Annotated in this window: 16 protein-coding genes and 1 pseudogene; 6 read left to right on the forward strand and 11 right to left on the reverse strand. The window is 65.2% G+C overall.

From position 1 onward, the window contains the following. Window positions 1–157 precede the first annotated feature (157 nt). From G584_RS0107700 to trmB, 6 genes and pseudogenes are all read right to left on the reverse strand, one after another. Window positions 158–1,099, reverse strand: coding sequence for a 4Fe-4S dicluster domain-containing protein (locus G584_RS0107700; protein WP_028494106.1), 942 nt, complete (start codon window positions 1,097–1,099; stop codon window positions 158–160). After that, a complete protein-coding gene (locus G584_RS0107705) occupies window positions 1,100–2,164 on the reverse strand; it encodes a bifunctional 3-deoxy-7-phosphoheptulonate synthase/chorismate mutase (RefSeq protein WP_028494107.1) in 1,065 nt (354 codons plus the stop codon). Window positions 2,165–2,197: 33 nt separating this feature from the next. Continuing rightward, window positions 2,198–2,941 (reverse strand): twin-arginine translocase subunit TatC, encoded by a 744-nt coding sequence (gene tatC, locus G584_RS0107710; RefSeq protein WP_028494108.1) that lies wholly within the window; start codon window positions 2,939–2,941, stop codon window positions 2,198–2,200. 104 nt (window positions 2,942–3,045) lie between these two features. Continuing rightward, window positions 3,046–3,255, reverse strand: a pseudogene (locus G584_RS12950) (TatA/E family twin arginine-targeting protein translocase); the annotation flags it as partial. A gap of 41 nt (window positions 3,256–3,296) precedes the next feature. Further along, complete coding sequence (gene glmU, locus G584_RS0107720; RefSeq protein ID WP_028494110.1) at window positions 3,297–4,658, reverse strand: bifunctional UDP-N-acetylglucosamine diphosphorylase/glucosamine-1-phosphate N-acetyltransferase GlmU; 1,362 nt, start codon at window positions 4,656–4,658, stop codon at window positions 3,297–3,299. A 21-nt stretch (window positions 4,659–4,679) separates the two neighbouring features. After that, complete coding sequence (gene trmB / locus G584_RS0107725) at window positions 4,680–5,615, reverse strand: tRNA (guanosine(46)-N7)-methyltransferase TrmB (RefSeq protein ID WP_028494111.1); 936 nt, start codon at window positions 5,613–5,615, stop codon at window positions 4,680–4,682. Window positions 5,616–5,687: 72 nt separating this feature from the next. Here trmB and G584_RS0107730 point away from each other — a divergent pair, with 72 nt between their 5' ends. Together G584_RS0107730 and G584_RS0107735 are read left to right on the forward strand one after the other, a co-directional pair. Then, complete coding sequence (locus G584_RS0107730) at window positions 5,688–6,293, forward strand: DUF4388 domain-containing protein (RefSeq protein ID WP_028494112.1); 606 nt, start codon at window positions 5,688–5,690, stop codon at window positions 6,291–6,293. Continuing rightward, window positions 6,290–7,264: a response regulator gene (locus tag G584_RS0107735; protein WP_028494113.1), complete on the forward strand. Its 975-nt coding sequence runs from the start codon at window positions 6,290–6,292 to the stop codon at window positions 7,262–7,264. The genes G584_RS0107730 and G584_RS0107735 overlap by 4 nt, the downstream gene beginning before the upstream one ends. On the opposite strand, the gene G584_RS0107740 is transcribed toward G584_RS0107735, so the two are convergent. Genes G584_RS0107740 through G584_RS0107750 form a run of 3 tightly spaced genes read right to left on the reverse strand, consistent with a single transcriptional unit; the run spans window position 7,261 to window position 10,823 of the window. Next, window positions 7,261–9,048, reverse strand: coding sequence for a menaquinone biosynthesis decarboxylase (locus G584_RS0107740; protein WP_028494114.1), 1,788 nt, complete (start codon window positions 9,046–9,048; stop codon window positions 7,261–7,263). The two genes, G584_RS0107735 and G584_RS0107740, sit on opposite strands and share 4 nt — an antisense overlap. Before the next feature lie 42 nt (window positions 9,049–9,090). Next, window positions 9,091–9,420 (reverse strand): YraN family protein, encoded by a 330-nt coding sequence (locus G584_RS0107745; protein WP_028494115.1) that lies wholly within the window; start codon window positions 9,418–9,420, stop codon window positions 9,091–9,093. 26 nt (window positions 9,421–9,446) lie between these two features. Then, on the reverse strand, window positions 9,447–10,823 hold the full coding sequence (locus tag G584_RS0107750) for a PASTA domain-containing protein (RefSeq protein WP_028494116.1): 1,377 nt from the start codon (window positions 10,821–10,823) through the stop codon (window positions 9,447–9,449). A 60-nt stretch (window positions 10,824–10,883) separates the two neighbouring features. On the opposite strand from G584_RS0107750, the gene G584_RS0107755 reads away from it, so the two are divergent. Then, window positions 10,884–11,426, forward strand: coding sequence for an NAD(P)/FAD-dependent oxidoreductase (locus G584_RS0107755; RefSeq protein ID WP_015718158.1), 543 nt, complete (start codon window positions 10,884–10,886; stop codon window positions 11,424–11,426). Window positions 11,427–11,524: 98 nt separating this feature from the next. Here the strand turns inward: G584_RS0107755 and G584_RS0107760 are convergent, their stop codons facing one another. Next, window positions 11,525–12,295 carry an SDR family NAD(P)-dependent oxidoreductase gene (locus tag G584_RS0107760; RefSeq protein WP_015718159.1) on the reverse strand — a complete coding sequence of 257 codons (771 nt, stop codon included), beginning with the start codon at window positions 12,293–12,295 and terminating at the stop codon, window positions 11,525–11,527. Window positions 12,296–12,299: 4 nt separating this feature from the next. Beyond that, a complete protein-coding gene (locus tag G584_RS0107765; RefSeq protein WP_015718160.1) occupies window positions 12,300–13,427 on the reverse strand; it encodes an alanyl-tRNA editing protein in 1,128 nt (375 codons plus the stop codon). A gap of 19 nt (window positions 13,428–13,446) precedes the next feature. Between G584_RS0107765 and G584_RS0107770 the strand changes: the two genes are divergently transcribed. From G584_RS0107770 to G584_RS0107780, 3 genes are read left to right on the forward strand one after another with little or no spacing between them, the layout of a single operon-like run. Then, window positions 13,447–13,866, forward strand: coding sequence for a HEPN domain-containing protein (locus G584_RS0107770; RefSeq protein ID WP_172640115.1), 420 nt, complete (start codon window positions 13,447–13,449; stop codon window positions 13,864–13,866). Further along, window positions 13,847–14,176 (forward strand): nucleotidyltransferase domain-containing protein, encoded by a 330-nt coding sequence (locus tag G584_RS0107775; RefSeq protein WP_028494118.1) that lies wholly within the window; start codon window positions 13,847–13,849, stop codon window positions 14,174–14,176. Before G584_RS0107770 ends, G584_RS0107775 begins: the two co-directional genes overlap by 20 nt. Beyond that, a complete protein-coding gene (locus tag G584_RS0107780) occupies window positions 14,173–14,889 on the forward strand; it encodes a pseudouridine synthase (protein WP_028494119.1) in 717 nt (238 codons plus the stop codon). Before G584_RS0107775 ends, G584_RS0107780 begins: the two co-directional genes overlap by 4 nt. Window positions 14,890–14,910: the final 21 nt, after the last annotated feature.

A 14,910-nucleotide genomic window follows, 5' to 3' on the forward strand; every position in this document is an offset into this window, starting at 1 on the left:
GACTCCCTTTATACCAAGTTCAGGATCCTTTCGGGAAGAGGGCCATGCCCTTTTCCCAGAAATCCTGCCCTCCCCCCAGGGGAAAAGCCCGGGGAAGCTCCCAAAAGGCCAGTTCACCCGGGGCAAACCCTCTGGCCAGCCGGATCCCGCCCGAGGCTCAGAGATCGTACCAAGGAGGCCTTCCCCGGTAAAGCTCCAGCTCCTGGAAAAGCTCCTCCTTACCCGCCTCCTCGAGGCGGATCACCTGAGGCGGGCAGCTTTCCACACAGGCCCCGCATCCCGTGCAAGCCTCCACCTTAAGCCTTAGGACGTACTCCTCCCCCTCCCGCACCCTGTAGACCGCCTCCGTGGGGCAGATGTTGGTGCACACCGGGCAAAGGGTGCATCCCTCCTCCACCCGGATCCTGGGCCAGCGCACCTCGGAAGCCCGCCTGGCCGCCAAAAGGCGCAGGCGAAGCTCCGCCGGCATGCCCTTTTCCTCCTCCGGGACAGGAAGGGGAAGCTCGGGCACCAGGTCGGCGGCGGTGCGCTTGGCGCTACCCAAAAGGGCCTGGAAAAGTTCCCTGCGCCCCACCTTCTCCCCGGGAAGCTCCCCTTGCACGACCTCCACCTCCACGGGGTGGTAGCGCTGGGCCTCTTCCACCATCCTTTCCAGGTGCTCGGGCACCGCAGGCCCCCCGATCCTACAGGAGGCGCAATCCCCCCGGGCCAAGACCACCTTCCCAAAGCGGCTACCCGCCTCCGCCAAAAGCCCCGGGGTCAGGCGGCCCAGGCACAAGACCTCCTCCCCCTTGCCCTCCGCCTTGGAGCAGCGGATCTGCCCCCTGCCCCGGATCAAGGCCTCCTGGATGCCCCCCAAGGGGTACTCCAAGGCCACCCCAGGGCAGACGCCCGTGCAGAGGCCGCACCCGGTGCAGAGCACCTCGTCCAGCTCCACCCGGAAGCTTTCCAGGCGCACCGCCCCCTTGGGACAGGCCTGGTAGCAACGGTCGCACCCCCCCACGCTGTTCTTGTAGAGGAGGCAACGGGCCTCCGTGTAGCGGGGCCTGGGGTCCGTGGCCTTGAGGAAGGCGTTCAGAAGGTTATCCAAGAAGCCCATTCACGCCCTTAGGAGGTCCTGTATGGCCCGCAGGAAGGCCTCAAACTGCCGGAAGTCCATCTGTTGTTGGTTGTCGGAAAGGGCCACCTTGGGGTTGGGGTGGACCTCCACGTGCACCCCATCCGCCCCCACCGCCAAGGCCGCCCGGGCCAGGGGGGCAAGAAGATCCGTGCGCCCGGCGGCGTGGGTCACATCCACCACCACGGGCAGGTGGGTTTCCTGCTTGGCCAAGGCCACGGCGGAGAGGTCCAGGGTGTTCCGCGTCCAGCGCTCAAAGGTGCGGATTCCCCTTTCCGCCAGGATGACCTGCTCGTTGCCCTGGCTCAGGATGTACTCGGCGGCATAGAACCACTCCTCCATGGTGGCGGAAAGCCCCCTCTTGAGAAGGACGGGCTTACCCGAGCGCCCCACCTCCTTGAGGAGGGCGAAGTTCTGCATGTTCCGGGCCCCGATTTGGAGGATGTCCGCGTACTCCGCCACCACCTCCACGTCCCGGGTATCCATGACCTCGGTGACGAAAACCATGCCAAAAGCTTCCGCCGCCTTGCGACCGATCCTTAGCCCCTCCACCCCCAGGCCCTGGAAGCCATAGGGACTGGTCCTGGGCTTGAAGGCCCCGCCCCTTAGGACCTTGACTCCCTTGGCGGAAAGGAAGCGGGCGGTTTCCATCATCTGCTCCTCGGACTCGATGGAGCAGGGGCCGGCGATGAGGAGGGGCTTCTCCCCGAAGACCACCTCCCCCACCCGCACCCGGGTGGGCTCGGGCTTGTGCCTGCGGGAATAGAGGAACTTCTTCTGGTCCTCCCGCTCCTCGAGGTCCAGGCTGGCCTTGAAGATCTCCTTGAAAAGCTTTCGGATGGTTTCCGGAGGAAAGGGACCGGGGTTTTCGGCGGTGAGGTAGGCCAGCATCTCCTCCTCTCGCTTGGGGTCGTAGTGGGGCAGGCCGAGCTCGGTCTGGATGCGGCCGATCTCCTGCACCAGCCTTCCCCGTTCGGAGAGGAGGCGCAGGATTTCCCGGTTAACCCGGTCCACCTCCCTACGCAGGGCCAGGATGCGCTCGTCCATGGGCTATTCTATGGGGCAAAGCCCCTTGGGGTGTCAAGCGGCTTCCTCCCTGGGCCTGGCCCGCTCCGCCACCCTGGCCACCAGCACGGAGATCCAATACAGGACCAACAGAGGACCGGTGACGATGGCCAAGGACACCACGTCCACCGTGGGGGTGATGAGGGCCGCCAGGCTGAGGAGAAGGACCACGGCGACCCGCCAGTTGCGGGCCAGGAAGGCGGAGGAAAGGATCCCCAGGCGGGCCAGCAAGTAGCTCACCACCGGCATCTCAAAGACCAGGCCCATGACCCCCATCATCATGAGGACCTGGCCCATGTAGCGGCCGATGGAGATCTGGGGGGTGATGACCTCACCCAAAAAGCCCAGGAGGAAGGGTATGGCGAAGGGCAAAAAGCCGTAGTAGGCGAAGAGGGCCCCCAAGGCGAAGCTAAACCCAGCCCCCAGCAAGAAGGGCACCGCCAGCCGCTTCTCGTGCTCGTAAAGCCCCGGGGCGATGAAGGCCCAGACCTGGTAGACGATGAAGGGCAGGGCCAACACCAGCCCCCCGAAGGCCGCCACCTTCAAGGAAACCAAGAAGGGCTCGGTGATGTCCAAGACGATGAGGTTCACCTGGATGCGGTTCTGCTGGGCCGCCAGGTCCAAGGGCCGCTTCAGCCACTCCAGAAGCTGGACCCTAAAACTCCAGGCCACCCCCGTACCCACCACCCAGGCCACCAGGGACCAGAGGATACGGGCCCTGAGCTCCTCCAGGTGCTCAACCAGTGGGGCTTCCTTCAAGCCTTACGCTCCTCTTGAAGTTCAGAACCCTCAGGGGCCTTGGAGGGGGCAGCCTCAGAAACCGGCTTGGGCCTCAGCTCCTCCCTAGCCCCTTCGGGGCCCTTATCTTCCCTAGCCAGCCTAGCCCCTTCGGGGCCCTTATCTTCCCGCACGTCCACGCTCTTCTCCAGCTCCTCCCGGATCTCCTGGGCCCCCCGCTTGAACTCCCGGATGCTCTGGCCCAGGGAACGGCCGAGCTCGGGGAGTTTCTTGGGCCCGAAGATGAGGAGGGCCACCACCAGGATCACCAGGATTTCCGGCATGCCCAGGTTCATACCCCCCAGTTTACCACCCGGGCTGAAAGGAAGGTGAAACCCTAGTCCCCCTCCCGCTTGCGCCGGGCGTAGCCCTCGAGGTTCCGCTGCCTCTCCCGCGCTATGGCCAGGGCATCCTCGGGCACATCGTGGGTGATCACGCTCCCCGCCCCCACCATGGCCCCATCCCCCACCCGCACCGGGGCCACCAACACGCTGTTGGAACCGATAAAGGCTCCCTTGCCGATGAAGGTTCTGTGCTTGCGCTTGCCATCGTAGTTGGCGGTGATGACCCCGGCCCCGATGTTGGTGCCCTCCCCCACCTCGGCATCCCCCAAATAGGCCAGGTGCCCCGCCTTGACCCCGGGGTGGAGGAGGCTATTCTTCACTTCCACGAAGTTGCCCACGTGGGCCCCCTCCCTGAGAACGGCCCCGGGGCGTAGCCGGGCGAAGGGCCCGGCGTCGGCTCCCCTACCGATCACCGCCCCCTGGGCCACGGTGTGGGCCAATACCCGGGCCCCCGGTTCCAGGAGGGTGTCCTCGAGGACCGCATAGGGTCCCACCTCCGCCCCCTCGCCGATTCGGGTCTTGCCCTTAAGCACCACCCCTGGCCAGAGGGTCACGTCCGGGGCCAGCTCCACGCTGGCCTCTAGGTAGATGCTCTCGGGAAGGATCATCCGCACTCCCTTTCGCATCCACTCCCGGCGCAAGGCTGAAAGGAGCACTCCCTCCACCCGGGCGAGTTCCTCCCGGGTGTTCACCCCCAAGGCTTCCTCCGCCACCCCTCTCACCGCCACCACCCTCCGCCCCCTGGCCCGGTAGATGGCGATGAGGTCGGGGAGGTAGTACTCCCGGGCGGCGTTTTCGTTTCGCACCTCCTTAAGGGCCTGGAAGAGGAAGCCGTCAAAGGCATAGGCCCCAGCGTTCACCTCCCGGATGGCCTTGACCTCGGGGGAGGCATCCTTCTCCTCCACACTGCCTAAGATCTCCTCCCCCTGGCGCAGGATGCGGCCGTAGCCGGTGGGGTCAGAAAGCTCCACGGTGAGGAGGGCCATCCCCGCTCCCTCCTCCACCCTTTCCAGAAGCTCCCTTAGGGTTTCCGGGCGAAGAAGGGGCGTATCCCCCTGGGTGACCAGGGTGGGGCCAGGAAAGTCCTTTAACAAGGCCTCCGCCTGCAAAAGGGCGTGGGCGGTGCCGAGCTGTTCTTCCTGCACCGCCACCTCCACCGGATAGGCCTTTAGGACCTCCATCACCTGCTTGGCTCCATGCCCCACCACCACCACCAGCCTTTGGGGTTCCAGGGCCAGGGCCGTTTCCACCGCATAGGCCAGCATGGGCTTGCCCAGGAGGGGATGGAGCACCTTGGGCAGGCGGGATTTCATGCGGGTCCCCTGCCCGGCGGCCAGGATCACATGGGCGTGCATAGGGCTATTTTAGGGCGTGGGCTAGGTGTGGTCCTGGACCACCTCGAGGCCCACCCTCCCGAGCTCCCGCACCAGGGCCCGCACCGCCTCCTTCACCCCCTCGGTGATGAGGGGGCTACCGAAGCGGCTAACCCCCGCATAGAGCCCGCGGGCACTCCTCCTCACCTCCAGAAGCAAATCCTGGGTGAGATCTTCTTCCTCCACGTGGGTGAGCACGTAAAACCCTTCCTCCCCCCGGGCCACCTCCAGAAAAACCGCCACCCCCCCGGGGATGGCCACGGGAGCCTTGGCAAGGGTAAGCTCCTTGGGCAATTCCCCCCTCAACAGCGCATGGGCCACCTCGTACCTCCTTATGGGCGGCCAAGGCGTGGGATCCTCGGCCACCTTGGTGAACACCGCATGGAAGAAGGTCCGGCCCGCCTCCTTCCACTTGAGGGCATACTTGGTGCGCAGGTGGGCCTCCGGGGGCTCCTTAACTTCCACCCGGTAAAGCCCGCTCCGTTTCGCCTCCTCCAGGGCGAAGCGGAAGTACGCCTCGTGGTCGGTGGTGAGGAGGAGGTCCCCACCCTCCATGAGCCTAGTGGAAAGCCTGCGGAAAAATCCCTCCTGCAAAAGCCGCTTCCGCTGGTGCCGCTTCTTGGGCCAGGGATCGGGGAAGTTGACGATGACCCGCTTTAGGCTCCCCGGGGGCACCAGGTTCCTCAGGGCAAAGAGGCCTTGCCCGTGGTAAAGGCGCACGTTCGCTATTCCTTCCCGGCGCAAGCGCCGGTAAGCCCTTTGGACGCTGGCCGCCGAGACCTCGGCCCCCAGGATGAGCCATTCCGGATGGGCCTTGGCGAGCTCCGCGGTGAAGCGCCCATCGCCAAAGCCCACCTCGAGGACCAAAGGTCCCTCCCGGCCGAAAAGATCCACCAGCCGTGGAGGCCAAAGGGGAAGAAGAGCGGGCCGCACCAGCACAAGGGGGGATTATACGCTTTTTTCAAATCCTTTTCACAGGGGGGCTCTAGGGTAAAGGCAGGAGGTTGGGTTATGGCCCTGTTCGGAAGCCTCAATGCACTGCCCCTCGAGGAGCTCCTCCAACTTCTCGCCCACAAGGAGGGGGCCCTGGAAATTTGGAACCTGAAGGATATTCCCGCCACCACCGTTTACTTGAAGCCAGGCTACATCCGCTCCATTGACCAGCACGGCAAGCCCCTGGAGGCCCTGGCCGCCAAAGCCACCCTGCAAGCCTTGCTGCAAGCCCGCGAGGGCAGCTTCGAGTTCCTCCCCGGCGCCAAGCCCAAGCACAAGGTGCGCTTGAACTGGCCCGTGGGGAAGGTTCTTCTAAGCACCGTCACCCTCCAGGATGAGCTGGAGCGCTACCGCCCGTACTTCCCCCCTCCCAAGGCCATCTTCAAGGCTTCTGCGGTGGCCAAGAAGCACCTCCCGGAGGAAAGCTTTCTGGCCAAGTCGCTTCCCTACCTGGAAAAGGGGGTGTCCGCAGAAGGCCTCTCCAAGGCCCTCAGCCTGCCCCTGGACCTGGTGCGCTTTCAGCTCTTCCGCCTGGAGCGGAAAGGGCTGGTGCAACGCACAGGGCAAATGGAGAGCAGCCGCCCAGGGCTTCTGGGCCAGCTACTCAGCGGGGTGAGGCTATGAAACACCCCCAGTTCCCCCATGCAAAAAGGGTGTTGCTGGTAGACGACGAACCCATCCAGCGCCTCCTCCTCATGCGGGCCCTGGAGCCTTTAGGTGTGGAGGTCCAGGAGGCGAGAAACGGGCAAGAGGCCTTGGACCTCCTTCGGGATAGCCTCCCCCACGTGGTGCTCACCGACCTGCACATGCCCATCATGGATGGCCTCGAGCTCACCCGCAGGGTAAAGGCCCTGGACCCCTTGCTCCCCGTCATCCTCCTCACCGCCGACGGGGACCGGGAGGTGCGCCTTAAGGGAATTGAGGCCGGGGCCGACGACTTCCTAAAGCTCCCCGTGGACTTGGTGGAGCTCAGGCTTCGGGTCAAGGGCCATCTGGAGCGCCGAAAACTCCAAGAGAAGCTGGAGGACCTGGAAAGGGCCCTTTTTGCCCTGGTGCGGGCGGTGGAGGCCAAGGACGCCTACACCGCCGGTCACGGGGAAAGGGTGGCCCAGTACGCCCTTTGGACCGCGGAGGAGCTCGGGGCGAAGCCCGAGGAGCTCGAGGACCTCCACATGGGAGCGCTTCTTCACGACGTAGGCAAGATCGGTATCCCCGACCACATCCTCCGGGGAGACTATACCCTCACGGAGCCCGAGTGGCGCCTTATCCAGGAGCACCCAGTGAAGGGGGACGAGATCATCCGGCCCCTTCGAGCCTACGCCCGCTTAAAACCCTACGTGCGCTGGCACCACGAGAAGCTGGATGGCTCCGGCTACCCCGACGGCCTAACCCAGATACCCCTCTTGGTGCAGGCGGTGACCGCCGCCGACATCTACGATGCCTTGACCAGCGTGCGCACCTACCGTAAGGTAGCCCGGCCCGAGGAAGCCTTGCAGGCCCTGGAAAACGAGGTGCGCCAAGGACGCCTGGACCGGGAAGTGGTCCGGGCGTTCAAGAGCGCCCTCCTTCGCAACCGGGCCCTGCGAACCGTCTAGAAGCCGTACTCCTCCCAGCGGGAGTCCACCAGGGCCTTGATCCGCGCATCCATAAGGATGCGCTCGGGCCAGGTGCGGGCAAAGCCCTCCTGGGGCAGCTTGCGGGTGCCGTCCAGCACCAAGACGGGGCCCTCCACTCCCTCCAATACCCGGGCATCCCGCTCCGGATCTATGTTGTTGAGCACAGCCCAAAGAAGTTCCTCGGGGGTGAGGAGGGTGTCGTGGTCTGCCAGGAGCATCAAGCGTATACCAGCGCTTTGCGGCGTCTTGAGGAGCCTTTCCGCCAGGGCCAAGGCCTGGCCTGGCCTCTCCTTGCGCAAGGTAATCCCCCAGATGCCCGGCCACTGCCTTTGGGCCAGGGCCTCCGGGTCTTGGGGAAGCTCGGCATGGACCCTAGGGGTGAAGGGCACCTCCCCCCCCTCCTCGGGAAGCTTACGGGTACCATCCACAAGAAGCTTCCCACCGAAGGCGAAGCTCCTTGAGCTATGGTCCAGCACATCCATAGGCCCCCGAAGGAGGAGGGTATCCCGCCCAGGCAGGGCATGCTTGAGGGCTTCCAAAAGGGTTTGAAACCCCGGCCTCACCGGAACATCCCCATCCACGGCCACGATCACCTTGGCGAACATCATCTGCCCAAGCCCCAGCATCCCGTAAGCCACCTTGTAGGCCTGGCCCGGATAGGCCTTGCGCAAGGCCACGTTCACCCAGTTGTGGGCCACCCCTTCCGGGGGCATGTGGTAGTCCACCACCTCGGGGAGGATGAGGCGCAAAGGCGGCAGGAAAAGGCGCTCGGAAGCCTCGATAAGGTAGGCGTCCTCCATGGGAGGTACCCCCACGATGGTGGCGGGGTAGATGGCCCTTTTCCGGTGGGTAATGGCGGTCACGTGGAAGCGGGGATAGAGATCCACGGGGGTGTAGAAGCCCGTGTGGTCCCCAAAGGGACCCTCCTCCACCAGGGGCTCTTCCGGGTCAATGTAGCCCTCCAGCACGAACTCCGCCTCGGCGGGGACAGGAAGGTCCACGGTGACGCCCCGGGTGAGCTCCACGGAAGCTCCCCGCAGGAACCCCGCCAGGTGGAACTCGCTTACCCCTGGAAGAGGGGGTAAAGGGGCGGTGGCGGCGTAGGTGAGGATGGGATCCCCCCCCAGGGCCACGGCCACTTCCAGCTTTTTCCCCAGCTTTCTGGCCTTTTCCAGGTGCTGGCGGCCCACCTTGTGGAGCTGCCAGTGCATGGCCGTGCTCCTTTTGTCCAGAACCTGCATGCGGTACATGCCCACGTTGAGCTCCCCGGTCTCCGGGTCCTTGGTGATCACCAGGGGTAGGGTGAGGAAGGGCCCTCCGTCCAAGGGCCAGCACTTCAGGATGGGAAGGCGGAAGAGGTCCACTGCCTCTCCCTTGAGAATCACCTCCTGCACCGGGGCCCTCCCCACCCATCTGGGGAAAAACCCTCTAAGAAGGGGAAGCTTGGGAAGAAGGCCCATGAGGGCGGAAATCCCCCCCCTTCCCGGCCTCAACTCCAGCAAGCGGGCCACCTTCTCAGAAAGCTCGTCCAGGTCCCTAACCCCCAGGGCGAAGGCAGTGCGCTCCCGGGTGCCAAAGAGGCCTATGGCCACAGGGAAGTCCTTACCCACCACCCTTTCAAAAAGGAGGGCAGGACCCCCCATTTTCACCATGCGGTCGGCAATCTCCGTGATCTCCAGCTCGCTGGAAACGGGCACCCTTATTCGCTTGAGCTCCCCCCGCCTCTCCAGGGCTTGGAGGTAGGCCTCGAGGTTCCTAAACACCCTCAAGCTTACCCAAAGGACCAAGGGAAAGGGGATTTCCCCCTACACTTCCAACACCAGGTGCTCTATCCGGTGGGCCCTCGGAGTCCCGTGGACCAGGATGGCCTCGAGCCTCACCGGGAGATCGTCCCGTCCCAATAGATAACGGGCGCTTTGTAAAAGGCGCCCCACCTTCCTGGGGGTTAAGGCCTCCAAGGGCGTGCCGTAAGCCCCTGAGCTCCTTTGCTTGACCTCCACCAGCACGTAAATCCCGTCCTTTTCCAGAAACAGGTCCACCTCCCCAAAGGGGGTGCGGCGGTTGCGGCCAAGAAGCCGGTAGCCCCGCTCAAGAAGGTAGGCGAGCGCCAGGTCCTCGGCCCAGCCTCCTTTCACACCCTCCTCCCCAATCCAGGGAACCCTCAGGGGGCCCACTCCTGGAAGAGCTCCCCGTCCAGGTAAAGGCGGAAGTGGGCCTCCCCCACCGCTTCGTAGGTACCCGAAACCCTCAGGCCCTCACGGCCTTCCCCCTCGTAAACCAGGTGCTCCCCCCGGTCGTCCACCAGCACCAGGCGCACCTGGCGTCCTTCCACCTCCGGGGGCAGGTTCAGGGCCAGGGTCACGGTACGGGCCTCGGGCTTAGGGGCAGGCAGAGGGCTCAAAGCCCCCACCCGCACCTCTCCCCTTGCCGCCACCCTCAGGCGCACCCCGCTTCCTGGGGGCATGGGGGTGCCGGGGGCGGGCTCCTGGGCCAGCACCGTGCCGGGCGGAGCCCCGGAGGGCACCTCCTCCACCTGGACCTGCAGGCCCATGGCGTTCAGGAGGAAAAGCGCCTCCTTCTGGCTTAAACCCGTGAGCTGGGGAAGGGGCACCGTGGGACCCAGGGAAGCACCCCGGGAAACCAGAAGCCGCACCGGGGCCCCAGGAGGCAGGGGAGTGCCAGGAGGTGGGTCGCTGGCCAGGACCGTGCCCAGGGGCTCGGGGCTTTCCACCTGGGCCACCCCGGCCAGGCGGTAGCCCAGCTCGGAGAGCCTGGCTTCCGCCTCCTCCTGGCGAAGTCCCTTGAGCTCGGGCAGAGGGTTCAGCCGGGCTTGGTTAAGGGTGAGGCGCACGGTGCGCCCCGCCCTAAGGCGGGTTCCCGGTGGAGGCTCCTGGGCCAGCACCACCTCCTTGGGCTTGGCCGGGTCGTTTCCCTCCACCACCTCCAGCCTGAGCCCCGTATCCTTCAAAAGGAGAAAGGCCTCCCGGGCGGTTTTGCCCACCAGGTTCGGCACAGCGTACTCCGGAGGGTTGAAGTAGCGGTAAACCCCTTGGGAAAAAAGCCATAGCCCCAGGAGGGAAAGGAGAAGACCCGGGGCCACCCCCAGTTGCTTCCCAAAGGGAACAGCTTTAAGAAAGCCCGGCCGGAGGCGGGAAGGAGCCCGGGCCAAGGCCCGCCGGGCAGACCCCAAGGGCCAAGGGGACAGGTAAGCCACCCCCTCCTCGGCCATGACCAGATGCTCCGGGCCAAAACCCAAGGGAGCCAGGGCCTCGAGGGCAGGCCGGGGCGGAGCCTTACGGGCCAGGGGACGTTCCGGAAAAAAGGCGTAGTAGCGCCCGGGCTTTGCGGAAACCACCGCCTCCACAAGCCCGAGCTCCTCTAGGCGTTTGATGGCCGCCCGGTACCGGTAAAAGCGCTCCTTGTCCTCGGGGGTGCGCACCTGGAAAAAGAAAACCACCCCGCCCTCCACCCGATAAAGGGTGATCCCCTCCTTCTCCTCGAGGGTCTCCAGCACCGGGTAGCGGTCGTCCAAGATCATGCGCCGCCGATTATACCTTGCCTTCTCTCCTCCGTTCCCGACCCATATACTCTAAAAGGTATGTGGGACGTTCTCGTGGTAGGCGGCGGCCCCTCGGGTCTTTCCGCGGCCCTTTTCCTCGCCAGGGCCGGGCTTAAGGTCCTGGTGCTGGACGGGGGCCATTCCAAGATCGCCCAGGTAAGCCGGGTCCCCAACTACCCTGGCCTGCTGGACGAACCCTCGGGCAAGGAGCTTCTAGAGAGGCTAAAAGAGCACGCCCGCCGCTACGGGGCAGAGATCCAAAGGGGCGTGGTCAAGGGAGTGCGGGACCTGGGAGGGGTCTTTGAAGTGGAAACCGAGGAGGGCGTGGTGGAAGCGGAAAGGCTTCTCCTTTGCACCCACAAAGACCCCACCCTGCCCTCCCTCCTGGGCCTTACCCGCAAGGGAGTCCACATAGAAACCGACGAGGCTGGCCGTACCAGCTATCCCAGGGTCTACGCCGCTGGGGTGGCCCGGGGCAAGGTGCCGGGACACGCCATCGTGAGCGCAGGGGACGGAGCCTACGTGGCCATCCACTTGATCTCCGACCTGCGGGGAGAGCCCTACAAGGACCACGCCACGTGATGCCCTTTTTCGCCATATCGGTAAAAGTCTAAATAGCACGGGCCAGGGATTGGCCGGGCCCCCGCCCCCCACCCTGGCAAAACCAGGGTGGGGCGGCGCTACACTGGCCTACCCGCCATCATGAAGCTGGCCGTCATCCCCCCGTCCACCACCAGAATGGCCCCGGTGATGAAGCTGGCCTTCTCCGAGGCCAGGAAAAGCACTGCCTCCGCCACTTCCTCGGGCTGGCCCAGCCTCCTCAGGGCGTGAAGGTCCTCCCAGTCCCGGCGGGTCCTCTCCGGGTCCTCGGAAAGAGCGATGGCCTCCAGTACCGCCTCCGTGGCAATGGCCCCCGGGGCCACGGCGTTCACCCGGATGCCCAAGGGAGCCAGGTCCAGGGCCAGGGAACGGGTGAGGTTGACCAGCCCTCCCTTGGAGGCGTTGTAAGCGGCGTTTTCCTGCTCGGCGAAAAGCGCCTGGACACTGGCCACGTTCACGATGGCCCCCCCGCCCACCTTGGCCATCTCCCTGGCCGCCAGGGCGGAGAGGTGCATGGGAGCGGTGAGGTTCACCTCCAGAACCCTTCGCCACTCGGGGAGCTTCACGGTCAGGGCCGACCCTGGGGCGCTGATGGCTGCGTTATTGACCAGTACGTCCACCCGCCCCAGGGCATGGGCTGCCTCCTCCACGAAGCGCACCCGGTCCCTTTCCTCGGCCAGGTCCGCCTGCACGAAGAAGCCTCCGATCTCCTCCGCCACCCCCCGCCCCACGGGATGCAGATCGCAAAGGGCCACCAGGGCCCCTTCCCGGGCGAAGGCCCGGGCGATGGCCCGGCCGATACCCCGGGCCGCTCCCGTCACCAGGATTCCCTTTCCCTCAAAAAGCCCCATGGCCTTAGCTTACGAGGCTTGGATCCAAGGCCGCGGCCACCTTTTCCTTGGGCAGGCTTCCCTGGACCACCTCCTTTCCCCCGCCCTTGGCCCCAAGGGCCTTAAGCCTTTCCAAAACCTCCTGCCGGCCGGGGCCCAGGGCGGCGAAGCGACCCTCGGGGGAAAGGAGCAAAAAGGTCTTCTCGCTCCAGGAAAGAAGCCTCTTGGCCAGGTCCCCCAGGACGGGAGCCGGCACCAGGAGCACCCGCTCCTCGAGGGCCCGGGGCAGGAGGGCCTCCACCAAAGCCTCCTTAAGCTCCAGGTTCTCGCCCTTTAGGGCGTACACCTCTTCCTGAAGCCGACGCACCGGTTTTTCCAGCTCCAGGGGGCTGGTGGAGAAGGAAAGGGCCAGGCGGGAAAGCAGGGCGTGCTTGGCATGGTAGTCCTCCAAAGCCTCCCACCCCGCCATGAAGTACACCCGGCTTCCCCCCTTGTACCGCTCCCACTTCAGGACCTTGATGGGGCCCGCCTGGGCACTGGTCCTCAGGTGGGTGCCCCCGCAGGCCGCCAGGTCAAAGTCCCCGATCCGCACCAGGCGCACCTGGCCCTGAACCTTGGGAGGCCGCCTTAAAGGGTAACGGGCAAGCTCCTCCTCAGAAACCCAAAAGGCCTCTATGGGGTAGTCCGCGTACACGGCGAAGTTGGCCAGGGCCTCCGCCTCCTGGAGCTTGGCCTCCTCCACTTCCTCCTCGAGGTCCACGGTGGAAACCGGGCTATCCAGGCTCACGGCGATGGTGTGGTACCCCCCGGCCCTGAGGAGGGCCTGGGAAAGAATGTGCTGGGCGGTGTGGCGCTGCATGTGTCGAAACCGCCGGTTCCAGTCGATCTCTCCCTCCACCTCCGCTCCCTCGGGGATAGGGCCGTCCACACGGTGCACCACATCCCCGAAGGCCTTGGCTTCCTCAAAGACGTAAAGCACCCGCACCTGGCCAAACTCCCCTTTCAGCACGCCCGTGTCCGCAGGTTGCCCCCCGGACTCCGGGTAAAAGAGGGTTTGAGAAAGCACGACATGGTGGCCCTGCTCATCGCTCCAAGCCCGCACCACCCGGGCCTGGAAGCGGGTGGCGTAGCTGTCCTCCTGGTAAAGCCTCATGTCCTTTAGAATAAAGAGGATGGCACCCCTGGACTGGGAGGAATGGGCAAGATGGCACGCGCAAGCCCAGCATACCCTGGCCTCTGGGAAGCGGGACCTGGAGGAAGGGGACTACGACTGGGCCAGCTTTAAGGCCCACCAGGCAGGGGAATACGCCCTTAAGGGCCTGCTACGGGGACTAGGACAGCCCGCCTTTGGTCACGCCCTGATCCGCCTGCTCCAGGCGCTGAAGGAAGCGGGCCATGAGGTCCCCGAAGCCTTGGAAGAAAAGGCGCGCACCTTAGACGCCCATTACATTCCCGCCCGCTATCCCGATGCCTACCCCGAAGGAAGCCCCTACGAGTACTACACGCGGGCCCGGGCTGAGGAGGCCCTAAGGGCAGCCGAGGGCGTTCTGAAATGGGCAGAGGAGGTTTGGCGTGGCCTCGGAAGCCCTTAGGCTGCGAATGGCCGCCTGGGAGGCCCTCCTGGAAGAGGCCCAAGCCTACGCCACAAGGGTGCGGGCAACCCTGGGAGAGGCCCGGGTTTACCTTTATGGCTCGGTAGCCCGGGGTAGCTTCAACCTGGAAAGCGACATAGACCTCCTGGTGGTCTCCCCCCATCTGCCGAAAGACCCCTTAGAGCGCTTCCTCTTCCTCCAAGGCCTCAACCCCGGGCGGGTGGAGGCCAAGGGCCTAACCCCGGAGGAGTTCGCCCAGGCCATGGCCAAGGGGGCCCTGTGGTGGCTGGAAGGAGCCTTGGAGCTATGAGGGGGGAAAGGCTCGACAAGCTCCTCGCCCACCTGGGCCTAGGAAGCCGCAAGGAGGTGGCCCGCCTGGTGCGAAGCGGCCAGGTGCAGGTGGAAGGCCGGGTGATCAGGGACCCAGCCTTTCACGTGCCCCCAGGTGCCCGCCTCGAGGTGGACGGTGAACCCCTTGTCTTGCGGTGCCACCACCACATCCTCCTGCACAAGCCGGCGGGGTACGTGACCAGCCGGAGGGAAGGCCCTTCGGTCTACGCTCTCCTGGAAGGCTTTCCCACCCGGGACCTCTCCCCGGTGGGCCGCCTGGACAAGGACACGGAAGGGCTTCTCCTCTTCACCACCGACGGCGAGCTTCTCCACCGCCTCACCCATCCCCGGCACAAGGTGGAAAAGCGCTACCTGGTCCATCTGGAACGCCCCGCCACAAGGGAGGACCAGGAGGCCTTTAGAGAGGGCCTGGTTCTAGAGGGCACGCGGCTTCTTCCCGCGGAGCTCTCCTGGGACCAAGACCCCACCCGGGTGGAGCTGGTCCTGAGGGAAGGGCGCTTTCACCAGGTAAAGCGCATGTTCCAGGCTCGAGGGAACCGTGTCCTCTACCTGAAGCGGCTCTCCCTGGGCCCCCTCACCCTAGGGGACCTCCCCGTAGGACAGGCCCGCTACCTCTCCCAAGAGGAGGAGGAAGCCCTGTACCGGGTGGTGGGGCTTTTCACAGACCTTTAACAGAACACGTGATAGATTGCC

The sequence above is a fragment of the Thermus antranikianii DSM 12462 genome, assembly GCF_000423905.1.
Classification (GTDB): Bacteria; Deinococcota; Deinococci; order Deinococcales; family Thermaceae; genus Thermus; species Thermus antranikianii.